20 protein-coding genes and 1 other RNA gene are annotated in these 23,923 nt (G+C 64.6%); 5 read left to right on the forward strand and 16 right to left on the reverse strand.

The window, feature by feature from the left end:
• The 9 genes from mraY to rsmI form a co-directional block, all read right to left on the reverse strand.
• Nucleotides 1-1,083 (reverse strand): phospho-N-acetylmuramoyl-pentapeptide-transferase, encoded by a 1,083-nt coding sequence (gene mraY / locus AC3IR3_RS17145; RefSeq protein ID WP_489193896.1) that lies wholly within the window; start codon nucleotides 1,081-1,083, stop codon nucleotides 1-3.
• Nucleotides 1,073-2,434, reverse strand: coding sequence for a UDP-N-acetylmuramoyl-tripeptide--D-alanyl-D-alanine ligase (locus tag AC3IR3_RS17150; protein ID WP_489193898.1), 1,362 nt, complete (start codon nucleotides 2,432-2,434; stop codon nucleotides 1,073-1,075). The genes mraY and AC3IR3_RS17150 overlap by 11 nt, the downstream gene beginning before the upstream one ends.
• Complete coding sequence (locus AC3IR3_RS17155) at nucleotides 2,431-3,909, reverse strand: UDP-N-acetylmuramoyl-L-alanyl-D-glutamate--2,6-diaminopimelate ligase (RefSeq protein ID WP_489196956.1); 1,479 nt, start codon at nucleotides 3,907-3,909, stop codon at nucleotides 2,431-2,433. Before AC3IR3_RS17155 ends, AC3IR3_RS17150 begins: the two co-directional genes overlap by 4 nt.
• Nucleotides 3,910-3,917: 8 nt before the next feature.
• Nucleotides 3,918-5,723, reverse strand: coding sequence for a peptidoglycan D,D-transpeptidase FtsI family protein (locus AC3IR3_RS17160; protein WP_489193899.1), 1,806 nt, complete (start codon nucleotides 5,721-5,723; stop codon nucleotides 3,918-3,920).
• Complete coding sequence (gene ftsL / locus AC3IR3_RS17165; protein ID WP_132143938.1) at nucleotides 5,720-5,992, reverse strand: cell division protein FtsL; 273 nt, start codon at nucleotides 5,990-5,992, stop codon at nucleotides 5,720-5,722. Before ftsL ends, AC3IR3_RS17160 begins: the two co-directional genes overlap by 4 nt.
• Nucleotides 5,989-6,918, reverse strand: a complete 930-nt coding sequence (gene rsmH / locus AC3IR3_RS17170) for a 16S rRNA (cytosine(1402)-N(4))-methyltransferase RsmH (protein ID WP_489196957.1) — start codon at nucleotides 6,916-6,918, stop codon at nucleotides 5,989-5,991. The genes ftsL and rsmH overlap by 4 nt, the downstream gene beginning before the upstream one ends.
• A gap of 39 nt (nucleotides 6,919-6,957) precedes the next feature.
• Complete coding sequence (mraZ, locus tag AC3IR3_RS17175) at nucleotides 6,958-7,404, reverse strand: division/cell wall cluster transcriptional repressor MraZ (protein ID WP_489193902.1); 447 nt, start codon at nucleotides 7,402-7,404, stop codon at nucleotides 6,958-6,960.
• A gap of 314 nt (nucleotides 7,405-7,718) precedes the next feature.
• An RNA gene (gene rnpB, locus AC3IR3_RS17180) (RNase P RNA component class A) lies at nucleotides 7,719-8,083 on the reverse strand.
• Between the two features lie 67 nt (nucleotides 8,084-8,150).
• On the reverse strand, nucleotides 8,151-8,981 hold the full coding sequence (gene rsmI / locus AC3IR3_RS17185; protein ID WP_489193903.1) for a 16S rRNA (cytidine(1402)-2'-O)-methyltransferase: 831 nt from the start codon (nucleotides 8,979-8,981) through the stop codon (nucleotides 8,151-8,153).
• Between the two features lie 170 nt (nucleotides 8,982-9,151).
• Between rsmI and AC3IR3_RS17190 the strand changes: the two genes are divergently transcribed.
• From AC3IR3_RS17190 to AC3IR3_RS17200, 3 genes are read left to right on the forward strand one after another with little or no spacing between them, the layout of a single operon-like run.
• Nucleotides 9,152-10,957 carry a penicillin-binding protein activator gene (locus AC3IR3_RS17190; RefSeq protein ID WP_489193904.1) on the forward strand — a complete coding sequence of 602 codons (1,806 nt, stop codon included), beginning with the start codon at nucleotides 9,152-9,154 and terminating at the stop codon, nucleotides 10,955-10,957.
• Nucleotides 10,958-10,990: 33 nt separating this feature from the next.
• On the forward strand, nucleotides 10,991-11,365 hold the full coding sequence (locus AC3IR3_RS17195) for a YraN family protein (RefSeq protein ID WP_489193906.1): 375 nt from the start codon (nucleotides 10,991-10,993) through the stop codon (nucleotides 11,363-11,365).
• Between the two features lie 42 nt (nucleotides 11,366-11,407).
• Nucleotides 11,408-12,790 carry an FAD-binding oxidoreductase gene (locus AC3IR3_RS17200; protein WP_489193908.1) on the forward strand — a complete coding sequence of 461 codons (1,383 nt, stop codon included), beginning with the start codon at nucleotides 11,408-11,410 and terminating at the stop codon, nucleotides 12,788-12,790.
• Here AC3IR3_RS17200 and AC3IR3_RS17205 read toward each other — a convergent pair.
• From AC3IR3_RS17205 to AC3IR3_RS17215, 3 genes are all read right to left on the reverse strand, one after another.
• Nucleotides 12,780-13,466 carry an HAD family hydrolase gene (locus tag AC3IR3_RS17205; RefSeq protein WP_489193910.1) on the reverse strand — a complete coding sequence of 229 codons (687 nt, stop codon included), beginning with the start codon at nucleotides 13,464-13,466 and terminating at the stop codon, nucleotides 12,780-12,782. The two genes, AC3IR3_RS17200 and AC3IR3_RS17205, sit on opposite strands and share 11 nt — an antisense overlap.
• A 231-nt stretch (nucleotides 13,467-13,697) precedes the next feature.
• Nucleotides 13,698-16,418 (reverse strand): putative bifunctional diguanylate cyclase/phosphodiesterase, encoded by a 2,721-nt coding sequence (locus AC3IR3_RS17210; protein ID WP_489225028.1) that lies wholly within the window; start codon nucleotides 16,416-16,418, stop codon nucleotides 13,698-13,700.
• Between the two features lie 84 nt (nucleotides 16,419-16,502).
• A complete protein-coding gene (locus AC3IR3_RS17215) occupies nucleotides 16,503-17,279 on the reverse strand; it encodes an iron-containing redox enzyme family protein (RefSeq protein ID WP_489193912.1) in 777 nt (258 codons plus the stop codon).
• 271 nt (nucleotides 17,280-17,550) lie between these two features.
• Here AC3IR3_RS17215 and AC3IR3_RS17220 point away from each other — a divergent pair, with 271 nt between their 5' ends.
• On the forward strand, nucleotides 17,551-19,614 hold the full coding sequence (locus AC3IR3_RS17220; RefSeq protein ID WP_489193914.1) for a M13 family metallopeptidase: 2,064 nt from the start codon (nucleotides 17,551-17,553) through the stop codon (nucleotides 19,612-19,614).
• Between the two features lie 121 nt (nucleotides 19,615-19,735).
• Here the strand turns inward: AC3IR3_RS17220 and AC3IR3_RS17225 are convergent, their stop codons facing one another.
• Nucleotides 19,736-20,851 carry a glycoside hydrolase family 18 protein gene (locus tag AC3IR3_RS17225; protein ID WP_489193916.1) on the reverse strand — a complete coding sequence of 372 codons (1,116 nt, stop codon included), beginning with the start codon at nucleotides 20,849-20,851 and terminating at the stop codon, nucleotides 19,736-19,738.
• 56 nt (nucleotides 20,852-20,907) lie between these two features.
• On the opposite strand from AC3IR3_RS17225, the gene AC3IR3_RS17230 reads away from it, so the two are divergent.
• Nucleotides 20,908-21,084, forward strand: coding sequence for an oxidoreductase-like domain-containing protein (locus AC3IR3_RS17230; RefSeq protein WP_489193918.1), 177 nt, complete (start codon nucleotides 20,908-20,910; stop codon nucleotides 21,082-21,084).
• A 31-nt stretch (nucleotides 21,085-21,115) separates the two neighbouring features.
• Here the strand turns inward: AC3IR3_RS17230 and AC3IR3_RS17235 are convergent, their stop codons facing one another.
• From AC3IR3_RS17235 to AC3IR3_RS17245, 3 genes are read right to left on the reverse strand one after another with little or no spacing between them, the layout of a single operon-like run.
• Nucleotides 21,116-21,856, reverse strand: coding sequence for an ABC transporter permease (locus AC3IR3_RS17235; RefSeq protein ID WP_489193920.1), 741 nt, complete (start codon nucleotides 21,854-21,856; stop codon nucleotides 21,116-21,118).
• Nucleotides 21,853-22,785 (reverse strand): ABC transporter ATP-binding protein, encoded by a 933-nt coding sequence (locus AC3IR3_RS17240; protein WP_489193922.1) that lies wholly within the window; start codon nucleotides 22,783-22,785, stop codon nucleotides 21,853-21,855. The genes AC3IR3_RS17235 and AC3IR3_RS17240 overlap by 4 nt, the downstream gene beginning before the upstream one ends.
• Nucleotides 22,782-23,921 (reverse strand): ABC transporter permease, encoded by a 1,140-nt coding sequence (locus tag AC3IR3_RS17245; protein WP_489193924.1) that lies wholly within the window; start codon nucleotides 23,919-23,921, stop codon nucleotides 22,782-22,784. The genes AC3IR3_RS17240 and AC3IR3_RS17245 overlap by 4 nt, the downstream gene beginning before the upstream one ends.
• Nucleotides 23,922-23,923 lie beyond the last annotated feature (2 nt).

A 23,923-nucleotide genomic window follows, 5' to 3' on the forward strand; every position in this document is an offset into this window, starting at 1 on the left:
TCAGCGCACCTTCAACGTTGCAAGACCGATAAGCACCAGCACCACGCTGATGATCCAGAAGCGCACGATGACCCGCGGTTCGGGCCAGCCTTTCAATTCGAAGTGATGGTGGATGGGGGCCATGCGGAAAATGCGCTTGCCACGCAGCTTGAAGCTCGCGACCTGCAGCATCACCGACGCCGTTTCCATCACGAACACGCCACCCATCACCAGCAGCACGATTTCCTGACGCACGATCAGCGCGACGCAGCCCAGCGCGGCGCCGATGGCCAGCGCGCCGACGTCGCCCATGAAAACCTGCGCCGGATACGTGTTGAACCAGAGGAAGCCAAGGCCCGCGCCCGCCAGCGCACTACAGAAGATCGCCAGTTCGCCGGCACCCGGAATCGCCGGGATGCCAAGGTATTCGGAGAACAGCTTGTTGCCCGCGAGGTAAGCGAAGATGCCCAGTGCACCCGACACCAGCACGCTCGGCATGATTGCCAGGCCATCCAGGCCGTCGGTCAGGTTCACCGCGTTGGAGAAGCCGACGATGATGAAATAGCCGATCACGACGAAGAACCCGCCCAGCGGCAGAGCGACCTGCTTGAACAGCGGTACGTACAGCGCCGTCTCGGCCGGCAGCTGGTGCGTGTAGTACAGGAACAACGCGGCGGCGAGGCCGAACACCGACTGCCAGAAATACTTCCAGCGGCTGGCCAGCCCGCGGCTGTCCTTGAGTACCAGCTTGCGGTAATCGTCGTAGAAACCGATGACGCCGAACGCGAAGGTCACCAGCAACACGACCCAGACATAACGGTTGCCGAGATCGGCCCAGAGCAGCGTGGAAACGCCGATGGCGAACAGGATCAGCGTACCGCCCATCGTCGGCGTGCCCGCCTTGGACAGATGCGTCTGCGGACCGTCGCTGCGCACGACCTGCCCCGCCTTCAGGGCGGCAAGCTTGCGGATAAGCGCCGGGCCGAGCAGCAGCGACACAGCCAGCGCCGTCAGGGCGGCCATGATCGCGCGGAACGTGATGTACTGGAAAAGATGCAGCGACGTGAAGTGCCGGCCCATCCATTCCGCCAGTTCAAGCAGCATCGGATGCTCCTTCAGCGTGTTTCTTAAGCGCGGCAACCACCCGTTCCATACCCGCCGAACGCGAGCCCTTGACCAGGCAGGTCACCCCTTCGTGGATCTGTGCGCACACCGCGCCGATCAGTTCGGCCTGATTGGCGAAATGCTGGCCGCCATGGCCGAACGCCGCGACGGCCGCCGCACTGAGCGGTCCCGTTGCCAACAGACGATCGATGCCACGCTCGCGGGCCATTTCTCCGATGGCGGAATGCAGCGTGGCGGCATCCGGCCCGAGTTCGGCCATATCGCCCATCACGAGCCAGCGCTCGCCGCTCGCCAGCGACAGCGTGTCGATCGCAGCGGCGGTCGAACCGGGATTCGCGTTATAGCTGTCGTCGATCAGCGTCCAACTGCCCGCCATGCGTTCCGGGTTCAGGCGTCCCGTCACGCGGGGAACGTTCTCCAGGCCCGCGACGATGGTCTCCATCGGGACGTCCAGCGCACAGGCGATCGCGGCGGCGGCGAGAGCGTTCGATACGTTGTGACGACCGGCCAGCGGCAGTTCGACATCCGCGTCGCCATGCGGCGTGCTCAGTACGAAGTGCGTACCGTCCATGCGCAGTTCGACGATATCCGCGCCGATGTCCGCTTTATGGTCGAGGGCATAGCGAAGCACGCGACGCGCGCCGGCCAGATTGGCGAAATATCCGGCAAATGCATCGTCGGCGTTGATGATGGCGATGCCGTCGGGTGGCAGCGATTGATAGAGCGCACCCTTCGTTTCCGCCACGCCTTCCACGCTACCCATCCGCTCAAGATGAGCGGGAGCGATGGAATTCACGAGGCCGATATCGGGCCGCGCGATGGCGGCAAGATAGTCGATGTCGCCCGGCTTGCCGGCGCCCATTTCGAGTACCGCGTATTCCGTGAATTCGGGCATCGCCAGTACCGTCAGCGGCATGCCGATCTCGTTGTTGTAGTTGCCCGAATTGACGTGCGTGCGGCCGTGGCGCGACAGGATCGACGCGGTCAGCGTCTTGACCGTCGTCTTGCCATTGGAACCGGTGATGCCGATCACGCGAACGGTGCCCTGGGCGCGGACGGCGCTGGCCAGATCGCCCAGCGCCAGCTGCGTATCGTCCACGACGACCTGTGGGATCGGTACATCGACGGGACGGGTAACCAACGCGGCAACGGCACCGCGCGCGGCGGCATCGGCGACGAAATCGTGCGCATCGTGATGCTCGCCGGGCAACGCGACGAACAGATCGCCGGCCTGCAATGTCCGGGTGTCGATGGAAAAGCCGGCGATCTCGACGTCGGCGCCAACAAGGCGGCCGCGGGTCCAGAGCGCAACGGCGGACAGGCGCATCATGCGCGCACTCCTTTAGTGCCGGTGCCCATCGCCTCGCGGGCGATGGCGAGGTCGTCGAAGGGACGCTTGCCCTCCGGACCTTCCTGATAAGTTTCATGGCCCTTGCCGGCCACGAGGACGACGTCGTCGGCCTTCGCGTCGGCAATGGCAAGTGCGATGGCCTGCGCGCGGTCCCGTTCGACGATCACCGCGTCGCGGTGCGCGAAGCCTTCGAGAATCTGGTTGACGATCAGATCGCCGTCTTCGCCGCGCGGATTGTCGTCGGTCACGATGACGGTATCGGCGAGGCGCTCGGCAATCTGCGCCATCAATGGACGCTTACCCTGATCGCGTTCGCCGCCGCAGCCGAAGACGCAGATCAGCCGCCCCTTCGTGTGCGAACGCACCGATAGCAGTGCCTGCTTCAACGCGTCGGGCGTATGCGCATAGTCGACGACGACGAGCGGTTTCTTGCCCTCGCCGCCCAGCCGGCTCATGCGACCGTTGACCGGCTCCAGCGCTTCGAGTGCCGCATGGATGCGGTCGAACGACTCGCCCAGCGCGCCCAGCGTCGCGGCCACGGCCAGGAGATTGGCGATGTTGAAGCGGCCGATCAGGTGGCTGCGCACCGTGCGCATACCCCACGGCGTCACGAGGTTGAACGAGAGGCCCCTGGCCGACGTCACGACGATATCCGCTTTGATGTCGGCATCGTTGTCCGCGACCATGCTGGTACGGAAGCGCTTGATGCCTTCGCCGAGGTGCTTGGACAGCTTCGCGCCGAACGGATCGTCGATATTGACGATCGCGCTCTTCAGGCCCGGCCACGCGAACAGGCGCGCCTTGGCCTCGCCGTACGCTTCCATCGTGCCGTGATAGTCCAGATGGTCGCGGGTGAGATTGGTGAACACCGCCACGTCGAACGCAATCGCGTTGACGCGGCCCTGATCGAGAGCATGCGAGGACACTTCCATCGCGACATGCGTGGCGCCCGCCTCGCGAAAATCCGCGAGGACCGCCTGCATGCTGATGGCATCGGGTGTGGTGCGTTCACCTTCGACAACGGCACCGTGCATGCCGGTACCCAGCGTACCGACCGTGGCCGGACGCTTGCCGAGGAAGGCCAGTGCCTGCGCGATCAGCTGCACGATGGAGGTCTTGCCGTTGGTGCCGGTGACACCGATCACGTCGAGCGCTTCGGACGGATTGCCGTAAAAACGCGCGGCGATGTCGCCGACCCTGTCGCGCAGCTTGTCGACGGCGATCGTCGGCACGGCCAGCTCCACGGCGTCGAACGGTGTCTCGGCCAGCACGACGATCGCACCATGCTCGATGGCGGACGCGGCGAATTCGAGACCGTGATTCTTGCCGCCGCGCAGCGCCACGAACGCATCGCCCGCAGTGACGGCACGCGAGTCGAGACTGAGACCCGAAACGACGATATCGCCGGAGCCCTGGGCACCGGCGAATCCGTCGAGCAGCGTGTCGAGCGTCATGCTGCGCGTCACGGCACCACCTCTTCGGCGGCGCTGTCGTCAACCTGTGGCGGCGCGCTGGTGGTACCGATCAGACCACCCTGGCTCGGGCCGCCCGCATACCAGCGCCCGACATTGTCCGGCGCGATATCCAGCAGTCGCACCGCACCCTCCATGACCTGGACGAAAGCCGGACCAGCCACCGAACCGCCGTAGTAGCGCCCATTCTGTGGGTCGTTAATGACAACGACGGTGACGAGGCGCGGGTCGCTCGCCGGAATCATGCCGACGAACAGGGAGATGTAGTTCTTCGCGGAGTAACCGCCGACCGACGCTTTGTGCGACGTACCGGTCTTACCGGCAACGCTGTAATTGGCGACCGAAGCAAAACCGAAACCGGTACCACCGGGGCTCACCACGGTTTCGAGCATGCGCACGAGTTCATGCGCGACGTCCGGGGTAATAACCTGGGTCGGCGGATTGTCGGCTCCCTTGATGAAGCTCGGCGCGCGCAGCTGACCGCCGTTGGCGATCGCGGAATAACCTACGGCCAGCTGCAACGGCGTGACGTTGAGGTTATAGCCGTACGCCATGCGCGACTTTTCGATCGGCTTCCAGGTGCGGCCGACCGGCAGGTAACCCGCGGCCTCGCCAGGAAAACCGCTGCCCGTGCTGTTACCGATACCGAACGACTTGAACATCCCGTAGAGGAAGTCGGTGTCCAGCGTCATGGCAATCTTCGCCGCACCGACGTTGCTCGACTTGGTGATCACACCCGTCGGCGTCAGCGTGCCCCAGTTATGCGTATCGCGCACCGGGTGACCGCCCATCATCCACGTGCCGGGCGAGGTTTCGATCAGCGGACTGGTCGGCGTGTATTTGCCGCTGGTAAGCGCCGCGGCCATGGTGAAGGCCTTCATCGTCGAGCCCGGCTCGACGACGTCGGTCAGTGCACGGTTGCGGCGCTCCTGCGGCGTGCTGCCGCGCACGGCGTTCGGATTGAACGACGGCAGGTTCGCCATCGCCAGCACTTCGCCCGAGTGCACGTCCATCACGACGATGGAACCGGAATCGGCTTTGTTCTTTTCCAGCGCCTGACTGAGCGCGCTATAGGCCAGGTACTGAATGCGACGGTCGATGCTGAGCGTAATGTCGCGACCGGCCTGCGGTTCGCGCACCAGCTCCACGTCTTCGACGACGTGGCCCATGCGGTCGCGGATCACGCGCTTGGCGCCCGGCTTGCCGGCCAGCCATTCGTCGAAAGCGAGTTCCAGACCTTCCTGACCGCGGTCGTCGATGCTGGTGAAGCCGAGGATATGGCTGTTCACTGCACCCGACGGATAGTAACGACGGTATTCGCGCTGCGAATTGATGCCCGGAATTTTCAGGTCCATGATCGCCTGCGCATCTTCCGGACGCATCTGGCGCGTGATGTACATGAATTCCTTGTCGCTGCGCTGGACGATCTTCTGCTTCAGATCTTCGGCGTCAACGTGCAGCGCCTTCGCCAGTTCGGGAATGCGGTCTTCGTTCTCCAGCAGTTCCGGCGGGTTGGCCCAGATCGACGCGACAGGCGTCGATACGGCCAGCGGCTCGCCGTTGCGATCGAAAATCGTGCCGCGCGACACGGCGATCGGCATTTCGCGCAGGAAGCGCGCGTCGCCCTGATCCTGATAGAACTGCTTGCGCACGACCTGAAGATCGAACGCACGCACCACCAGTCCCATCGAGCACACGCCCAGCAACACGACGACGACAGTCATGCGCTTGCGCGGGCTGGGACCCTGGCCGCGACGGCGGCTGGGCACGGTGGCGTTGGCGAAGCGACCCTTCATCGACGCACCAACTGGATGTCCTGCGGACGCGGATTGAGCATACCGAGCTTGCCGCGCGCATCCGCATCGATACGGGCCGGTTCGGCATAGGTCGCCTGCTCCAGCTCGAGGCGGCCGTATTCGACGCCCAGTTCGTCCTTCTGGTTCTGCAGACGGGACATTTCCATGAACAGCACCCGGCTCTCGTGCCGCGTCCACACCACGCCGATCGCGCTACCGAGCACGGCGAGGAGGAGCAGCGTGAGGCAGATGGCGCCGAACGTTTTCATCCGAGCTTCTCCGCGATGCGCAGCACGGCGGAACGCGAACGCGGATTGGCCGCGATCTCGGCATCGGAAGGAAAGCGGGCCTTGCCGACAGGCGCCAGCGTGGCAACCCGGGTCTCGGTCGGCGGCGGCGCGCGACGGCTGCCCTGCACGCGACCTTCGTGTTTGCGGATGAACTGCTTCACCGCGCGGTCTTCCAGCGAATGGAAACTGATTACGGCAAGCCGACCGCCGGGCTTCAGCAGTTCGAGCGCGGCGTTGAGGCCATGTTCGACGGATTCGAGTTCGGCATTCACGCGGATACGCAGCGCCTGAAAGCTGCGTGTCGCCGGATTCTTGCCCGGCTCGCGACGGCCCACGCAACCGGCGACCAGGTCGGCGAGTTCGGAGGTGCGCGTAATCGGCTGCTCGGCGCGGCGTTCGACGATCGCCTTCGCGATACGGCGGCTGAAGCGCTCTTCGCCGTACTGCCAAAGGACGTCCGCGATCTCGCGCTCTTCGGCGGTCGCGAGGAAGTCGGCGGCGCTTTCGCCACGCGTCGTGTCCATCCGCATGTCGAGCGGAGCGTCGCCCATGAAGCTGAAGCCGCGCGTGGTGTCGTCGAGCTGGGGCGAGGACACGCCCAGGTCGAGCAGGATGCCGTCGAGGCCGCCGGCAAGCTCGGACCAGTCGCCCATGGTGGCGAAGTTGTCGTGACGGATGGCGACGCGCGGATCGGCGGCGAAGCTGGCTTCTGCCTCGGCGATAGCCGTGGGATCGCGGTCCATCAGGAACAGGCGGCCCGACTCGGAGAGACGGGAAAGAATCGCGCGGGCATGCCCACCGCGACCGAAGGTCCCATCCAGATAGCGCCCGCAAGACTGCAAGGCGAGTCCCTCCAGTACTTCATCGAGCATCACCGGGATGTGCCGCAATTCGCGCCCCGCCATCGCTGCACCCCGCTCCCGTTTCACTGTCACCTCAAGTCATTACAAACGCAGTTCGGTCATGTCGTCGCTGATATCGTCTTCGCCGATGGTCTGGCGAATCTTCGCGAGGTGGGCCTGCTCGCTCCAGAGTTCGAATTTGTTACCCATGCCCAGCAGTACCGCTTTTTTCTCTATGCCCGCCGCCGCGCGTTGACTTGCGGGAAGCAGGACTCGCGCGGCACCGTCGGGTTCGACCATCGCCGCGGCACCCACCAGCTTCATCTGCAGGGCGCGGTGGACGGCTTTTACACTGGGCAATGCGTTCACCTGATCCCGGACCTTCTCCCACTCGTCGTGAGGGAATATCCAGAGGCAACCGATGTCGAAGGGGTTGTAGGTAATGACCAGACGATTGGCGCACGCACTCACGACCAGATCCCGATATGACGTCGGAATCGTCAGACGACCTTTGTCGTCGACCGTGATGGCTGTTTCGCCTTGGAACATTCGCTGATTACCCCACCAAATCCCACGATTTGACACCGGAGCCCACGATAGTCTCGCCCCCTGAGACTGTCAAGAAATTTTTCTTGAGAATCAAAGAGAAAGCTGCGGTTCATGCGTATTTCCAGCCGTTTATGAGGAAGGGCCGCAAGGTGCTTGAATCAGTGGGTTTTTTTGTGCGCACCGACGACGAACTGTGAGCTGTGTCTCGGGCAGAATCGGGCGGAACTGAAGCGGGTGTTCAGACAATCGCAATACCCGAACGCAAGAACGCCCGACGTCATGATCGACGTCGGGCGCATCCCGTTGTTGCGAATGAAAGGAGTCGGCCTATAAGCCGGGTTCTGTACGTCTTGCGACGCGACAGTCATTCTTCTCGGCCTGACGTCACCGTCAGGCTCCAGCAACCTACCCGGGGACGACACGGGCCGCGTCATAGTCCCCTTATTTGGTCTTGCTCCGGGTGGGGTTTACCGTGCCATGCGGCGTTAGCCCCGCACGCGGTGCGCTCTTACCGCACCCTTTCACCCTTACCTGATCCCCTTGCGGGGCCATCGGCGGTCTGCTCTCTGTTGCACTGGCCGTCAGCTCACGCTGCCCAGGAGTTACCTGGCACCCTGCCCTATGGAGCCCGGACTTTCCTCGATGCGCTTGCGCGCGACGCGACTGCCCGGCCGACTCCACCGCGAATTGTACACGTCGCGGGATGGGTCCACGGATATTTGTAGGAACCCGCGCCCACGTTTCGATCAGCCCGCCCCGTACAGCGCCTTCCTCGGCGCACCCGTGATTGCCGCCGCCAGCTTGGCCGCCTTCGCCGGCGGCATGTCCTCGCGGAGAATCGCGAATACCCGCAGTCCTTCGCCCACGCGGGCGTCTTCGTCCATCGTGTGCCCAGCCACCATCAGCACGAACTCACCCTTCTGCTGATTGGGATCGGCGGCGACGCGTTCCACCAGCGTACCCAGCGGCTCGCCCAGTACCGTCTCGAACATCTTCGTCAGCTCGCGCGCCAGCACGACCTCGCGTTCCGCGCCGAAGATCTCGCGCATGTCTTCAAGGCATTCGAGGACGCGATGCGACGATTCGTAATAGATAACGGTACGCGTCTCGCCGACGAGTTCCTGCAGGCGCGACCGTCGCGCGCCCGCTTTCGCGGAAAGAAATCCCTCGAATACGAACCGGTCGCTGGGCAGACCCGCCACCGACAGGGCGGCAATCGCCGCGCACGCACCGGGGATCGGACTGACGCGGATACCCGCTGCGCGAGCCGCACGAACGAGGCGGAAACCCGGATCGCTGATCAGCGGCGTACCGGCGTCGGACACCAGCGCCACGTTTTCCCCGCCAAGCATCCGGGTCACAAGACCATCGACAGCGGTTCGTTCGTTGTGATCGTGCAAGGCCATCAGCGGAGTATCGATAGCGTAATGCTGCAGGAGCGGCCGCGTATGCCGGGTGTCCTCGGCGGCAACCACATCGGCACGCTTCAGCGTCTCGATAGCCCGCACCGTCATGTCGTCGCGATGGCCGATAGGCGTGGCGACGACAAAGAGAGTGCCTTGCTTGGGCGTGGACATGGGGCATTTCCTTTAAAGCGACTCGCCATTGTACGGGCACGGCCAGCGATGCAAGCCCCGGCGGGCGCCTACCCACCATGAGCGCCTTCAGCCGTAGCGGGCGTACCTCACAGCGACCATTCAAACCGATCGGCTATGATCCCGGGCGCTGCCTTCAATGGAATTCCCCCATGCGTCCGTTTCGCACCATGGCCTGTGGCCTTCTGCTCACCGCCGGACTCGCCGGCTGCGTCACGCCGGGCGCCCAGCGCACCACGAGCGCGCCATCCGGCGCGGCGACACAGGCGGCGCAGGCGCTGTATACCCGGGGTCAGTTCGGCGAGGCAGCGCAGGCTTATCTCGACCTGGCCAGTCAGGACCCCAGCCACCGCGACTACTACAAGCTGCTCGCGGCGGAGTCCTACCGGCAAGAAGGCACGATCGAACGCGGCGCGCCGCTGCTCGCCGACATCCGGCGCTCGAAACTGGAAGGCGAGGATGCCCTGCACTTCGACGCGTTGCGTGCCGAAATCGCCCTCAAGAACAACGATCCCGCCACCGCGCTCTCCCTGACGGGACAGCCCACGTCCCGCGTATCGCCCGCCCTGATGCTCCGACTGACGGAACTTCGCGCCCGTGCGCAGGCTGCCGCGGGCGATCCCTGGAAGGCGGCCGGTACGCGCGTGGACATGGACGGTCAGCTGCAAGGCCTCGACCGCGAGCAGAACCGCCGGCAGATCGTCACCCTGCTATCGGGCCTCGGCGCCGCCGATCTATCCGGTCGCGCGGCAGGCCTGCCCCCCGGCGATCGCATGTTGCCGTGGATCAACGAAGCACAGACCCAACTGGGTGTCAGCGTGTCGCGTCCGCCCGCCGTTCTCGATCAGGCGGTCGGCACGGTCACCGGCGGCGAAAAGGGTGTGCGCGAAGGCTATAAGGTGCCGACCAAGGTCGCCCTGCTGCTGCCGCTGAGCGGCCCCCTTGCCTCTGCGGGCACCACCATCCGCGACGGCTTCTTCACGTCCTACATCGACGCTGGCCGCAACGACGCCCCGCGTCCGGCCGTCGCCGTCTACGATTCGGGCAACGACGCCCAGCACGCCGTCGCCGCTTACGACAAGGCCGTTGCCGAAGGCGCACGGCTGGTGGTCGGCCCACTGAATCGCGACGGCGTCTCGGCGATTTTCGCCAAAGGCGCACTGCCGGCGCCGATCCTCACGCTTAACTACCCTAACGACAACCGCAACCTGCCCCCCGCCGGCGCCAACGAATTCGGCCTGCTTCCCGAAACCGAGGGCGCGCAGGTGGCCGATCACATGGCGGATCGCGGCATCAAGAACGCGAGCGTCATCGTGTCCACGGACGACTTCGCGCGACGCGCGGGCAACGCATTCAAAGCGGAGTGGCAAGCACGCGGCGGCGTTCTCGATAGCCAGATCACGCTGAACACCGCCACCGTCGACTATGCGTCCCAGTTGCACGAGTCCACCGACAAGGACCCGGTCACCAACGGCATCTTCATCAGCATGAAGCCGCAGCAGGCACGCCTGCTCGTCCCCCAGTTGCGGCTTGCGAAGAACACCCTGCCGATCTTCGCCACCTCGCACGTGTACGGCGGAGTCGACGATGCGGCATCCGATCGCGATCTGGACGGCGTGGAATTCTGCGACGCACCATGGCTGTTCGATGCCCAGCCCGGCCTGCCCCGCCGCAGCGATCTTACGGGCAGCATGCCGCCTACGCGCGGCGTGTCGGCACGGCTCTTCGCGTTCGGCATGGACGCCTGGGGCCTGGTGCCCTACCTGGAGTGGTTGCGTGCGCATCCGGGCAGCTACTTTCCCGGCGCCACGGGACAACTGGTCGCGGATGAGTTCGGCCGCGTGCGGCGCGTGCTGATCTGGGCCCGTTTCCAGGACGGCGTGGCCCATCCGATCGCGGGCAGCCTCGAACTCGAAGCTCCCGCCGCATCGCCCACCGTGGATACCGGCGAAGGCTGATCCCATTCACCCATCGCAGACAGGGACGTCCGCGTGAAACAGAAACCACCCGTCACACCGCGACGTGCCGCCGGCGACCGCTGCGAGGCACGCGCCCGGACTTTTCTCGAAGGCCAGGGCCTGACCTTCGTGCAAGCCAACTACCAGACACGCTGCGGCGAAATCGATCTGGTGATGCGCGAAGGCGACACGCTGGTCTTCGTCGAAGTGCGTTATCGGAGCGGCCGGGCCTTTGGCGGCGCCGCTGCTTCGGTGACAGCGTCGAAACAGAAAAAGCTTATCCGCGCCGCATCGTTTTATCTGCTCGGATACCCACGCGACGCGCAGCGCCCGTGCCGATTCGACGTGGTGGCGTTCGAAGGGGATGCCTCACCCGACTGGCACCGCGGCGCGTTCGACGCTGTGTAACCGTGAAACATCCCGCGATACCGCAGCGCTATCATCCACCCCATGACCACCCCCTTTCCGACCGCGCTGGGCGCCGAGCTACGCGATCTCCTCGGCGACGATTTTTCGATGGCCGAGGCCGAGCGCCTCAGCTACTCCTACGACAATTCGCGGCGGCAGGCGCTGCCCGACGCGGTCGCATTCGTTCGTAACCACGAGCAGGTCGAATCGCTTGTACGTGCCTGCCGGCGCCATCGCGTGCCGGTGATCGCCCGGGGTCGTGGCACGAACACCACAGGCGCCACGGTGCCCGTCGAAGGTGGCGTGGTTGTCAGTTTCGAGCGCATGAACCGCATCGTCAGAATCGACCCGGACAACCGCCTCGCCGTCGTCGAACCCGGCGTACTGAACGGCGATCTGCAGAAAGCGTTGGCGCCGCTGGGATTTTTCTGGCCACCCGATCCGACCTCGTCGCCCTGGTGCAGCATCGGCGGCAATCTGGCGTGCAACTCGGCCGGCCCGCGCGCCGTGAAATACGGCAGCCCGCGCGACAACACACTGGGCCTGCGCGCAGTGGCCGGCAGCGGAGAAGGTTTCCGCTGCGGCACCTATACGACGAAGGGCGCTACGGGCTACGACCTCACGCGCTTGCTGATCGGCTCGGAAGGAACGCTGGCGCTGGTGACGGAGGCGACGCTCAAGCTCACCCCGAAACCGTCGGCCCTGCGCACGATGCGTGCGACTTATAAAGACGTCGGATCAGCCGCGCGCGCCGTCGCGCGCATCATGGCGCAGCCGGTGACGCCGTGTGCGCTGGAGTTCATCGACGATGTCGCACTCGGGCTTGCGCGGGCGCATGGTGGCGACACCGTGCCCGTCGCCGGCGCCATGCTGATGATCGAGGTCGACGGCGAACCCGATGCCCTGCCCGCTGCCGCCGATGCGGTGGCAGCGGCGGCGCGGGGCGACGGCCTGATCGAACTCAGCGTTGCGCGCACCGACGAGGAAACCGCATTGTTATGGTCCGCGCGCAAAGCACTGTCTCCCGCGCAGCGCACGATTTCGCCGCACAAGATCAATGAGGACGTGGTGGTACCCGTCAGTCGCCTGCCCGAGCTGGTCGATGGCGTGAAGCGACTGGCCGCCGCGCACGATGTCCTGATCGTGTGCTTCGGTCATGCCGGCAACGGCAACCTGCACGTGAACCTGCTGCCACGCAACGACGCCGAGCGCACGCGGGCCGAGGCCTGCCTGCACGATGTCTTCGCGCTCGTCATTTCGCTCGATGGCACCTTGTCGGGCGAGCATGGCATCGGCATCGCCAAACGCGAATTCATGCCACTGGCGCTGTCGCCCGCCACGCTGCACCTGATGCACAACGTGAAGGATGCCTTCGATCCCGACGGCATCCTCAATCCCGGAAAGCTGCTGCCCCCTAGACCGTAGCGTTGCGCGGCCCGAAGGCGCTGGCGTCCAGCCCGCGCAGATCGGCGATGGCATCGAGCACGATATCGGGCGGCGTCTCTTCCAGTTCCTTGCCCGCCGCCGCCGCGTAGTGCCCCTGACGCACGAAGACCGTCGTGACGCTGTCGCCCATGACTTTCTTCAGCGCGACCAGGATGCGCGGCTTGTCGTCGATCATGACGTAGTGCATCGCCGGATACCGGGCGCGCATATCGTCCAGCATGTCTTCCTTGTGCACGTAGATGAGCACGTCGCCGGCAAACGCATCCCACAGCCCCGCGCGGCGCACCTTGCGCGGCTGGAACACGACATCGCCATCGGAAAGAATGACGGGCCGGCCCATGCCGCGCAGGTGGGTGATGGCGTCGAGCGTGCCCGGAAATACGCGTTCGTCGAACGGGTAGTCGAGCAGGAAGAACGACATTTCCGCCAGCTTTGGGTGTGTCTCGCGTCCGATACGGAAGCGCTGCAACGTGGTGAGGTAATCCGCATAACCGTACTGGTCGCGCAGGTCGCGATCGATGGCGTTATAGGCGTCGCGGCCTTCGGGACCGAAATCGCGCTCGAGGCGTGCGGCAAGGTCGGCGCTGAAGCGGTCGTTGTCGAGCAAGGTGTTATCGACATCGAAGAGGAAAACGATGGAGTCGGTATTCGGCACGGTGGGGGCCTGACGATGGGTGACTGCCGGCTATTCTAACGCCCGGGCACGTAACCGGCTTGCTTGTTTCGCTCTTAATTGTAGGAGCTCGCTTGCGAGCGAAAGCCGACAGGGCGAGGAAGCTGGTGCTCACATCCGCGAGCCCGCTGTCCTGGCTGCGGATGCAATCCTCCGCATCGCCGCTCCATCGGCTTTCGCCCGCAAGCGAGCTCCTACAAAAGAGGCCCTGCCTCACGCCCTCTTCGGCGGCACCAGCGTCAGCTTCTTGGCCGGCTGTTTCGCGTTCGGCGCGAGCAGCCGCTCGATTTCTTCCGTGGGCAGCGGGCGCGAGTAGAGAAACCCTTGCCCCTCGGCGCATCCCGCACGCAGCAGGAATTCATGCTGCCCCTCGGTTTCGATGCCTTCGGCAATCGTGTTCAGATCGAGGCTGCGCGCGATGGCCACCATCGCTTCGGTGATGGCGGCATCGTTGGAACTATTGGGCAAGCCGGTAATAAACGAACGGTCGATCTTCAGGAATTTGACGGAAGGTAGCTTCAGATACGCCAGCGACGAATAACCCGTACCGAAATCGTCGATAGCGACACCGATACCCAGTCCATGCAACGCGAGCATCGTGCGCTGAGTGTCTTCGCCCAAATGAAGAATCGCGCTTTCGGTAATTTCCAGCAGCAGACGTTTGGCCGGCAAACCGGTAGCCGTAAGCACCGCACTGATGCCGGCAACGAAATCGGGATGACCCAGCGATCCCGCGGAGACATTCACCGCGATGCGGATGGGCGGCAGGTGGGCTTCGTCCCAGCGGCATACCTGCGCGCAGGCGGTTTCCAGCACCCAGCGGTCGATCAGCCGGATCAGTCCGAGGCTTTCGGCGATAGGAATGAACTCGTCCGGCGTGACGTTGCCGCGATCGGGATGATTCCAGCGGATCAGCGCCTCGACGGCGACGATCCGGCCCGTGCGAAGCTCGACGCTGGGCTGGTACACCAGATGGAACTCGTTACGTGCCAGCGCCTGCCGAAGATCGGCGGCCAGTTGCAGACGCCTGCGGGCATCGGCATGCATCTTCGGTGTGTAGAACCTGAGCGCGTTGCGCTCTTCGGACTTGGCCGTATACATCGCTGCGTCGGCGTTCGCGATCAGCGTTACGGGGTCGCCGCCGTCCAGCGGAAAACCCGCGATGCCGATGCTCGCGCTGAGAAAAATTTCGTAGTCGCCCAGATCGAACGGACGGGCCAATGCACCGAGCAATGCCTGCGCCACCTCCGATGCTTCCTCGCGGGACCGCAGATCGGGAAGCAGGATGGTGAACTCGTCGCCACCAATACGTCCCGCGACATCCTTGCGCGCCAGCTGCGCACGGATGCGGTCGGCCACGCGGACCAGCAATGTATCGCCGATCGCATGGCTATAACTGTCGTTGACGACCTTAAAGGCATCGAGGTCGACGAACATCACGGCGATCGCACCCCGACTATGCGTGGCGCGCGTTATCGCTTCGCTGCACAGGCGCTCGAATTCCGACCGGGTAACCAGACCGGTCAGCGGATCGTGCGTCGCCAGGTGTTGCAGACGTTGCCGGTCCGCCTTGCGCGCGGTGACGTCGGTGAACACGGCGACATAATGTTGGGGCCGTCCCATGCCGTCGCGGATGGCGCTGATGCTGAGCATTTCCGGATAGGTCGTACCGTCGGAGCGACGGCTTTCCACTTCGCCCACCCAGTTCGCGCCTTCGGCGACATCGTCCCAGATGATCTGCGGCAACGGACGCCCGTCGGGCAACGTGCGCGTGGCATCGAAGCGCGTATGCCGGAGCGCCTCGGCCGGGATACCGGTCAGGCGTGTATGGGCCTCGTTCGCGGTCGTCACACGACGGTCGGCGTCGGCGATGATGACGCCCTCGGCGATGCTGGCCAGTGCCTCGGCGGCGATGCGGCGTTCCTGCTCGATGGCCACACGCTCGGAGATATCGCGCACGATCGCCTGACAGACGCGGCGATCGCCCCATACGACCAGACTGCTCTGCGTTTCCACGGGCAGCGTGCCGCCCTCGGGCATGCGCAGCGAGCCGACGCCCGACTGCGGCGATCCTTCGGCGAACAGACTGCCGAGGTCGATCCCCAATAATTCCGCGCGGGTGCAGCCTATCCACGAAGCGGCCCGCTGATTGACGTCGAGAATACGCCCCGTGGCCTCGTCTGCGATGAAGATCGCGTCCGCCGCACTGTCGAAGAGTAGGCTGTAACGCTCTTCCGTACCGCGAATGCTGGAAAGAATCCGGCCGGCCATGCGCAGCCACAGCAACGACGCCAGCGCGGCCACGCCGAGGACGGCGAAGAACAACACCTGTCCCAGCCACACGGCGCCATTGGCGATCTGCAGGGAAAACAGCTTCGCTCGCGGTTCGATATAACGGTTGAGCGCGGAGATCCTCGCGCGTACGGCGCGAATATCCGCTGGCGGAGGCGCCCCCTTCGCATAGTCGTGCTGAAGCCGGTCGGCGATCTGGTTCAGTTCCTCCAGACTGCCGTCCACGGAACGCCACGCGACATTGGCTTCCTTCATGTAAGGAAGGCTGGAAAAGTGTTCGAACATGAACACCATGCCGGGAATAGCCACGGGAATGACATCGCCACGGGCGAAGGAGTCTTCCACTTCCTTCCGGTCGAAATCGCCGGTGGCGATGGCATCGCGCGCCCAGCGGTCGGCAATAAGGATGGAGTAATTGGTGTGGAAGCCCTGGAGATGCATCGCGTCGCCGGTGGCCGCGTAGTCGTCCAGGTCGATCACGGCCTGCTTTTGCGCTTTGGCCCAGACACTCTCGCCGTTGAGAAAACCGGCGAGAATGACCTGAGTCTGCAAAGCACCCCACGTGAGCAGGAGAATCAGGGCAACGACGGCCACGAGCGCATAGGCCAGGGGCCTGAGGCGCCGCAACAGGGGCTGTTGCATGCCAGCATGGGTTCTGCGCATCGCGGCCCTCGCTCAACCAAAGCTCACGTCAATAATGCGCCACTTTGCCAAGGCGACGCCCCGTTATGCCGCAACTTCGTTCATATTGTCGAACGTTGCCGCTGCATCCACGCACCTGTCGAGGGTAATGCTCATACTGACGTAACTACGGCGGACACACTCCTGAATGTGCTCCACCTCGTCGATCGGTGGATTGTTTCCAAGCAACGCGCAGACGATTTCCAGAGCCTCCCACGGATGGGTATCGTCATAAGCTGCGTGTAACTGTAGCCACCGCAGGCTGGCTTTACGGCCGATAATCGGCAAACTTTCGGCGTAGGCCTTGCTTTCCCAGATCAACTGGGACCAGTCCCCGGTCGCCCCTTCCACGGCATAGTTGGTCGCGGCGATGCTCGCAGCCAGCGAGTCGCGACTGCTGACCTCCTCGCACCAATGGGCCAGCGCCTGGGATCCCGTCGGTGCCGCTCCATTGAGCACCTCCTCGCGCGCTACACCCGCGCCTTCGGCCCAGTTGAGCCAGTAGTCGGCGTGGTTCTGCTCGACGCGGATGTTGCGGACCAGCCAGCGGCGGGCCATGTCGTCGCCCTGACTGCGGCCATAGCGGGTTTTCAGGAGGCTATGCGACATATAGGCGGGAAAACGTTCGATGACGGGCCACACGCCCACCATGAAGTTGCGGGTCGATACCGGGTCGAGACGAGCGGCGCGCATGGCGTCCCACATCTCGTGTTCCACGATGCCACGACGCGCATCCGAACAGGACGACACCATATCCTGTGCCCAGATGGGATAGCTTGAGATGTCCATCAGGGGGCCGGTGAGTTCGAAACGAGCGTTCATATAGATCTCCAGGTCTGTTATCTGCTTAGTGAGATGTGACGCGGAAGCCGGCCCGGGCGACCCGTGGCCGGCACCCTTCCGGCGCGGGATGGGCGCCGGACGGTCATTACTGCACAACAGCTCGCCAACGGGCGGCGCGACGCGGTTAATGGCGCGTTTTTCAGAAAAATCGTGCCGAAAATCGCTTCTGGGCCATTGGTCATAGTCACAACGGGCCCGGCGGGGACTATCGTGGGCGCCCCAATCCGACCTTTTAAGAAGGTGCGCGCCCATGGCCCGTTATCGCTGGATCTTCGCTACCGCCGTCGCCTGCGGCGCGTCCGCCCTCGCGGCCAGTCCCGCGCCCTCGCCAGCCCCCGAGCCCGGCGGCGTCGACCTGGCCGGTATCGACCGCGCCGTCCAGCCCGGCGACGATTTCGATGCCTACGCCAACGGCCACTGGCAGAAAACGGCGGTCATCCCCGCCGACCGCTCCAGCACCGGCATCTTTCTGCAGGTGTTCGAGAAGGCCGAGAAGCGCAACGCCGAACTGGTGAAAGCCGCGGGCGAAGGCAATCCGGCCAAGGGCAGCCAGGCGCGACTGATCGCCGACTACTACAAGGCGTTCATGGACGAAGCCACCATCGAGAAGGCCGGCCTGAAGCCGCTGTCCGCGGAGCTGGGCGCCATCGACGCCATCGGCACGCCGGCCGACCTCTCGCGCGTACTCGGCGACCAGTTGCGCGCCGACGTCGATCCGATCAACGCCACCAACCTGCACACCGATCATCTGTTCGGCCTGTTCGTCGCACAGGGCCTGGAAGATCCGTCGCACAACCTGCCCTACCTGCTGCAGGGCGGCCTCGGCATGCCCAATCGCGACTACTACCTTGAAAGCGGCAAGGACATGGTTGCGGCGCGCGAGAAGTACCAGGCCTATATCGTCGCGATCCTGAAGCAGGCCGGCACGCCCGACCCGGAAGGCAAGGCACGCGACATCTTCGCGCTGGAAACGAAGATCGCTAAAGCACAGCAGAGCATCGTCGAAAGCGAAGACATCCATAAGGCGAACAACCCGTGGCCGATCGGCGCATTCGCCACGAAGGCCCCCGGTATCGACTGGTCCGCTTACTTCAAGGCCGCTGGCCTCGATACCCAGAAAACCTTCATCGTCTGGCAGCCGGACACGGTGACCAGGCTTTCCGCCCTCGTCGCCAGCGAGCCAGTCGCCACCTGGAAGGCTTACCTGCGTTTCCACGCGATCAGCGAAAACGCCGGACTGCTGCCCAAGGCTTACGACGATCTTTCGTTCGACTTCTTCGGCCATACGCTGCAAGGCACGCCGAAGCAACGCGATCGCTGGAAGCGCGGTCTTGCCCGCACCAACAACGATCTCGGCGATGCGGTAGGCCAGATCTACGTCAAGAAGTACTTCCCGGCATCGTCCCGCGCGGAAGTCCAGACGATGGTGGACAACATCCTCAAAGCGTTCGACGACCGCGTCGACACGATCGACTGGATGACTCCCGCGACCAAGCAGAAGGCCAAGGCCAAGATCGCAACCGTCAAGGTCGGTGTGGGCTATCCCGATACGTGGCGCGATTACGGGTCGCTGGATATCCGTCCCGACGACGCGCTCGGCAATCACCTGCGCGCCGAGGCATTCGAATACCACCACCAGGTCGCCAAGCTCAGCCAGCCGGTGGATCGCAACGAATGGTGGATGACGCCGCAGACGGTCAACGCGGTGAACCTGCCGCTACAGAACGCGCTGAACTTCCCGGCGGCGATTCTCGAAGCGCCGTTCTTCGACCCGAAGGCCGATGCCGCCGCGAACTACGGATCGATCGGCGCCGTCATCGGTCACGAGATCAGCCACAGCTTCGACAACACGGGTGCCGAATTCGATGCCCAGGGCCGTCTGGCCAACTGGTGGACCGACGCCGATCAACAGCATTTCAAGGCAGCGGGTCAGCGTCTGGTCGAGCAGTACAACCAGTACGAAGCCCTGCCGGGCCTGCACGTCAACGGCCAGCAGACACTGGGCGAGAACATCGCGGACGTATCGGGCCTGGCTATCGCTTATGCGGCCTATCGCAAGTCGCTGGGCGGCAAGGAAGCACCGGTGATCGACGGCCTGAGCGGCGACCAGCGCTTCTTCCTGGCCTTCGCGCAGTCCTGGCGCTCGAAGACCCGCGACGCGGCGCTCCGTGCGCAGATCATCGGCGACGGGCATGCGCCGGGTCGCTTCCGCGCCCAGACGGTGCGCAATATCGATGCGTGGTATGACGCGTTTTCGCCCAAGGCCGGACAGAAGCTTTATCTCGATCCGAAGCAGCGGGTGAAAATCTGGTAAGAGGATTCGGCTTCATCATTGCACAGGCTCTCGCCGACGGAATCGGCTCCCACCAGGTATCGATCGGTGGGAGCCGACTTCGTCGGCGAAAGCCAACGAAGCGGCGACGCGGAACCGCTGACTACTTCAACCCATTCCAGATCGCATCCACCAGCTCGCCATGCTCGTCATGGCTCTGCTCCCAATACATCACCCCACCCAGCTTCTCGGCCTTCACATAGGCCGCCTTCGCGGCAAGCGATTCCGGATCGTCGTAGCTGACGAACCGATGCGTCGTGGAGTTCCACAGGTACGGCGCTTTCGCCTCCGCATCCCAATAGCGGATGTACCCGTTGCGGCCGATGAAGTCGCGTTTCAGTTCCGGCCAGTCGTGCTCGCCCTGATAGTGGCCATAGGTCTGGTACAGACCGTTATGCGCGTCGCGCACATCCGCGAACTCGCGGCCATAGAACGCCGCACCGATAAACAGCTTGCGCGCCGGCACGCCGGCGGCTTCGAACTGACGCACCGCGCGATCGGTCGTACGCGAATCGGCTGCGGCAAGCGCCGACGCATGCAGACCGGCATGATGTCCGCTGGTAGGCGTCATGCTGTTGTGGAAGTCGTAGGTCATCAGGTTGAACCAGTCCAGCAACGGATTCACCGCGGCTATGTCGATACCGTCGACGAAGGGACCGTCCGCGGCCGCGATGCTGAGCGTGTAGTGCTTTCCGTCGCCAGCACGATCGAGGCTGGAACGTATCGCGCGCAGCAGCTCGGTAAAGTGCGCACGATCGAGCGGACTCGATGCGATGCCGCCCTCGTTATGCCCGGGATATTCCCAGTCCACGTCCAGGCCATCGGCACCGTTCGCAACGATCAGCGCCGCCGCGCTGTCGGCAAAACGCTGCCGCGTCGCGGGCGTCATCGCCGCCTCCGAGAAACCGCCGGCGGTCCAGCCACCGACGGACACCACCACGCCAAGCCGTGGCTGCCGGCGCTTCAGGGCAACGACTTTCGCCAGGTTGGCTCGCCCCGCGTCATCCAGCGTGACGGCGCCGTCCTGCACCTTGGCGAAGGCGAAAATCAACGTATCGATATGGCTCACGTCCAGCGCTTCCAGCCCATCGAAACGCGCGATATAGCCCACGATGCGATAAGAAGCCGCCGGTTGCGGCGACACGCTCGCGCACGCGGCAAGCAGCACGGCAACCAGCGAAAGCGCGACAATGCGCAGGTAAATCCAACGACGACGCATGTTCCAGCCCCTTCCGGTGAAACCACCGATCTTCGCAGGACGTAAGCTATATCGCCATGACTTCGACCGACGATCCCGAACCCCAGCCGCCGCCGGAACCCGACGCGGAAGCATGCTGCGGCGAAGGCTGCGTGCGCTGCGTTTACGACGTCTACGACGAGGCCATGGAGCGTTATCGCGAGCGCCTGGCGGCATGGAAAAGCCGGCACGGGCTGCCCGCGCCTCCGTTGTAACCCGCTGTTGCAGGAGCGCTCTCGAGCACTCCTACACAAGCCCTCTGCGCACGTACCGCTCGATCCATGCCAGCACGGCATCGATCGACATGGCCAGCGCCGCGACAAGCAGCGCACCCTGTACGACATATGCGGTGTTGTTGGAAACCAGTCCCTCGATAATCGGTGCGCCCAGCGTCGATGCACCGACCGCCGAGCCGATGGTCGCCGTGCCGACGCTGACGATCGCCGAAAGCCTGACACCCGCCATGATCGGCCCAGCAGCCAGAGGCAGCTCGACCTCCCATAATTTTCGCCATCGTCCGTAGCCCATGCCGTCGGCGGCATCCAGCGCGGGGCGCGAGACATTCTCGATTCCCGCCACCGTCTGCCCCAGTACCGGGAGCACCCCGTACAGACATAAAGCGAGCAACGTCGGTGCCGCGCCGAAGCCAAGCAGCGGCACCGCGATCGCCAGAACGGCCACCGGCGGAAACGTCTGCCCGATCACCGCGACCGCGCGTACCGTCGGCAACAGCGACCGCGTGGCCGGACGCGTCGCGAGGATCCCGATACCCAGTCCAAGCACCACCGCGATCAGCGTAGCCAGACCGACCAGGCCGACATGCGCGGCCGTCAACGCGACGAAACTCGTACGCGTATAAACCGGCGCACGCAGTTCGGGCATCCAGGCATGGAAGACCGGCGCCATCCGCGGCAGCGCGACAAGCAACACGGCAAGCGCGAGACACGGCCATGCGATGCGCCACGCGCCGCGTCCGGCGATCGTCACGGTTTGCGCGCCAGCAAATCGGTGAGATGCAGCACGCCCAGCGTTGCACCCTTCGCATCGCGCACACGCAAGACATCGCGTCCGTGTTCCAGCATCGTTGCCAGAGCCTGTTGCAACGTCGCATCGGCATCGACCGCGGGAGCGGCGGATGCCTCGCCATGACGCAGCACCGAACGAACACGACGCACGGAAAGCTCGCGCAACCCCGGATTTTCACCACCCACGAAAGCGCGCACGCGCTCGCAGGCGGGATCGCGCAGCAGTTCCAGCGGCGTACCGACCTGGAGCAACCGGCCGCTCTCCATCAGACCGATGCGCTCGCCCAGGCGAAGCGCTTCGTCCATGTCGTGGGTAACAAAGACAATCGTCGTTCCCGTCTGCGCATGGATCGCCTGGATACTGGACTGCAAGGCATCGCGGGTCAGCGGGTCCAGCGCACCGAAAGGTTCGTCCATCAACATGATCGCGGGCTCCGCCGCCAACGCGCGCGCCACCCCGACACGCTGCTGCTGACCTCCCGACAAGGCATGCGGATAGCGATCGAGAACGCTTTCCCCATCGAGCTGGAGCATAGCAATCAGTTCGTCCACTCGTGCACGGATACGCGCCGCCGGCCAGCCGAGCAGGCGCGGTACCGTCGCGATGTTCTCCGCCACTGTTCGATGCGGAAACAGGCCGACCGACTGGATGGCGTATCCGATCCCGCGGCGAAGCGATGCCACCGGAACCTCGCGCACATCGCGTCCGTCGATGCGGATCGCCCCGTCGTCGATGGAAACCAACCGGTTGATCGTGCGCAACAGGGTCGACTTGCCAGACCCCGACGGCCCCACCAGCACGAAGAGTTCGCCGCCTTCGATGCGCAGCGAAAGATCGTCGATAACCGCCGTCTCGCCGTAGCGCTTGGTCACATGGTCGAGTTCGATCATCCGTGCCGCTCCGTCAACATCAGTGCCGCCTGAAACACGAGGTCCGCCAGCAAGGCCAGCGCAATGATCGCCAGCGTACCGAGCAACACCATATCGATGGCACCCTGGCCCACGCCGAGGAATACGAATCGCCCCAGACCGCCCGCGCCGATCAGCGCGGCCACGGCAACCATGCCGATCGCCTGTACGCTGACGATACGCAGACCCGCCAGCAGAACGGGCCACGCCAGCGGCCATTGCACGCGTGCCAGCACCTGCCAGCGCGTCATGCCCATGCCGCGGGCGGCCTCGACCGCATCGCGCGGCACGCCATCCAGACCCGCGAGGGTATATCGCACCACCGGCAGCAAGGCGTAAAGACATAGCGCGATGACCGCCGGCGCCGCGCCCGTGCCACCGAATCCCATGGCCTGAAGCGAGGGCATGTGTTGCGCAAGCCAGGCCAGCGGGCCGATCAGCAGCGCGAACAGCGCGATCGACGGCACCGTCTGCACCAGCGACAGCACGCCCAGGATGCCGTTGCCTGCCCGCCGGCGCCGCCACGCGATCCAGCCGAGCGGCAGACCGATCGCCAGCGCGAGTCCCAGCGTCCCCAGGGTCAGCAGGAGATGGATGCGCAACGCGGTAGCGAAGACGTCGCGCTGCGCGACGTATTCGCGCACGAGGGCCAGATCGGCGAACGCACCGCTCCAGCCAGCCACGACAAACGCGACGACAACGCCGGTCCATATCGCCAACTGCACGACACGACGCGCCCCACGCAGACGATCGAGCAACAGCAGTGCCGCCGCCAGCCACATGATCCAGAATCCCGCGCCAAGCTGGATCCGCGTCGTATGAATCGAAGCATCCGCGAGCAGCCGATGCGCGCCTGCGCCCGCCAGAAGCGGAAGTCCGACGAGGAGCGCGCACGCTATCGACAGTCCCCGCTTCATCGTCAGCAACGAGCACGCCAATCCCACGCACCACAACGCCAGCACGATCCATCCGCCCATCGCCGGCGGCACATGCCAGAGCGTGAGCGCGCTGCCCGACAGCAGCCGGTTCGGTGCGACCTCCAGAAACGTACCCGTCGTCGCGGCAAGCAGGCCGACTGCGGATAGCAGCGCAAGAGGAAGGTCGGTACGTGTACTCACGC

The sequence above is a fragment of the Luteibacter sp. GL_149 genome (assembly GCF_057834065.1).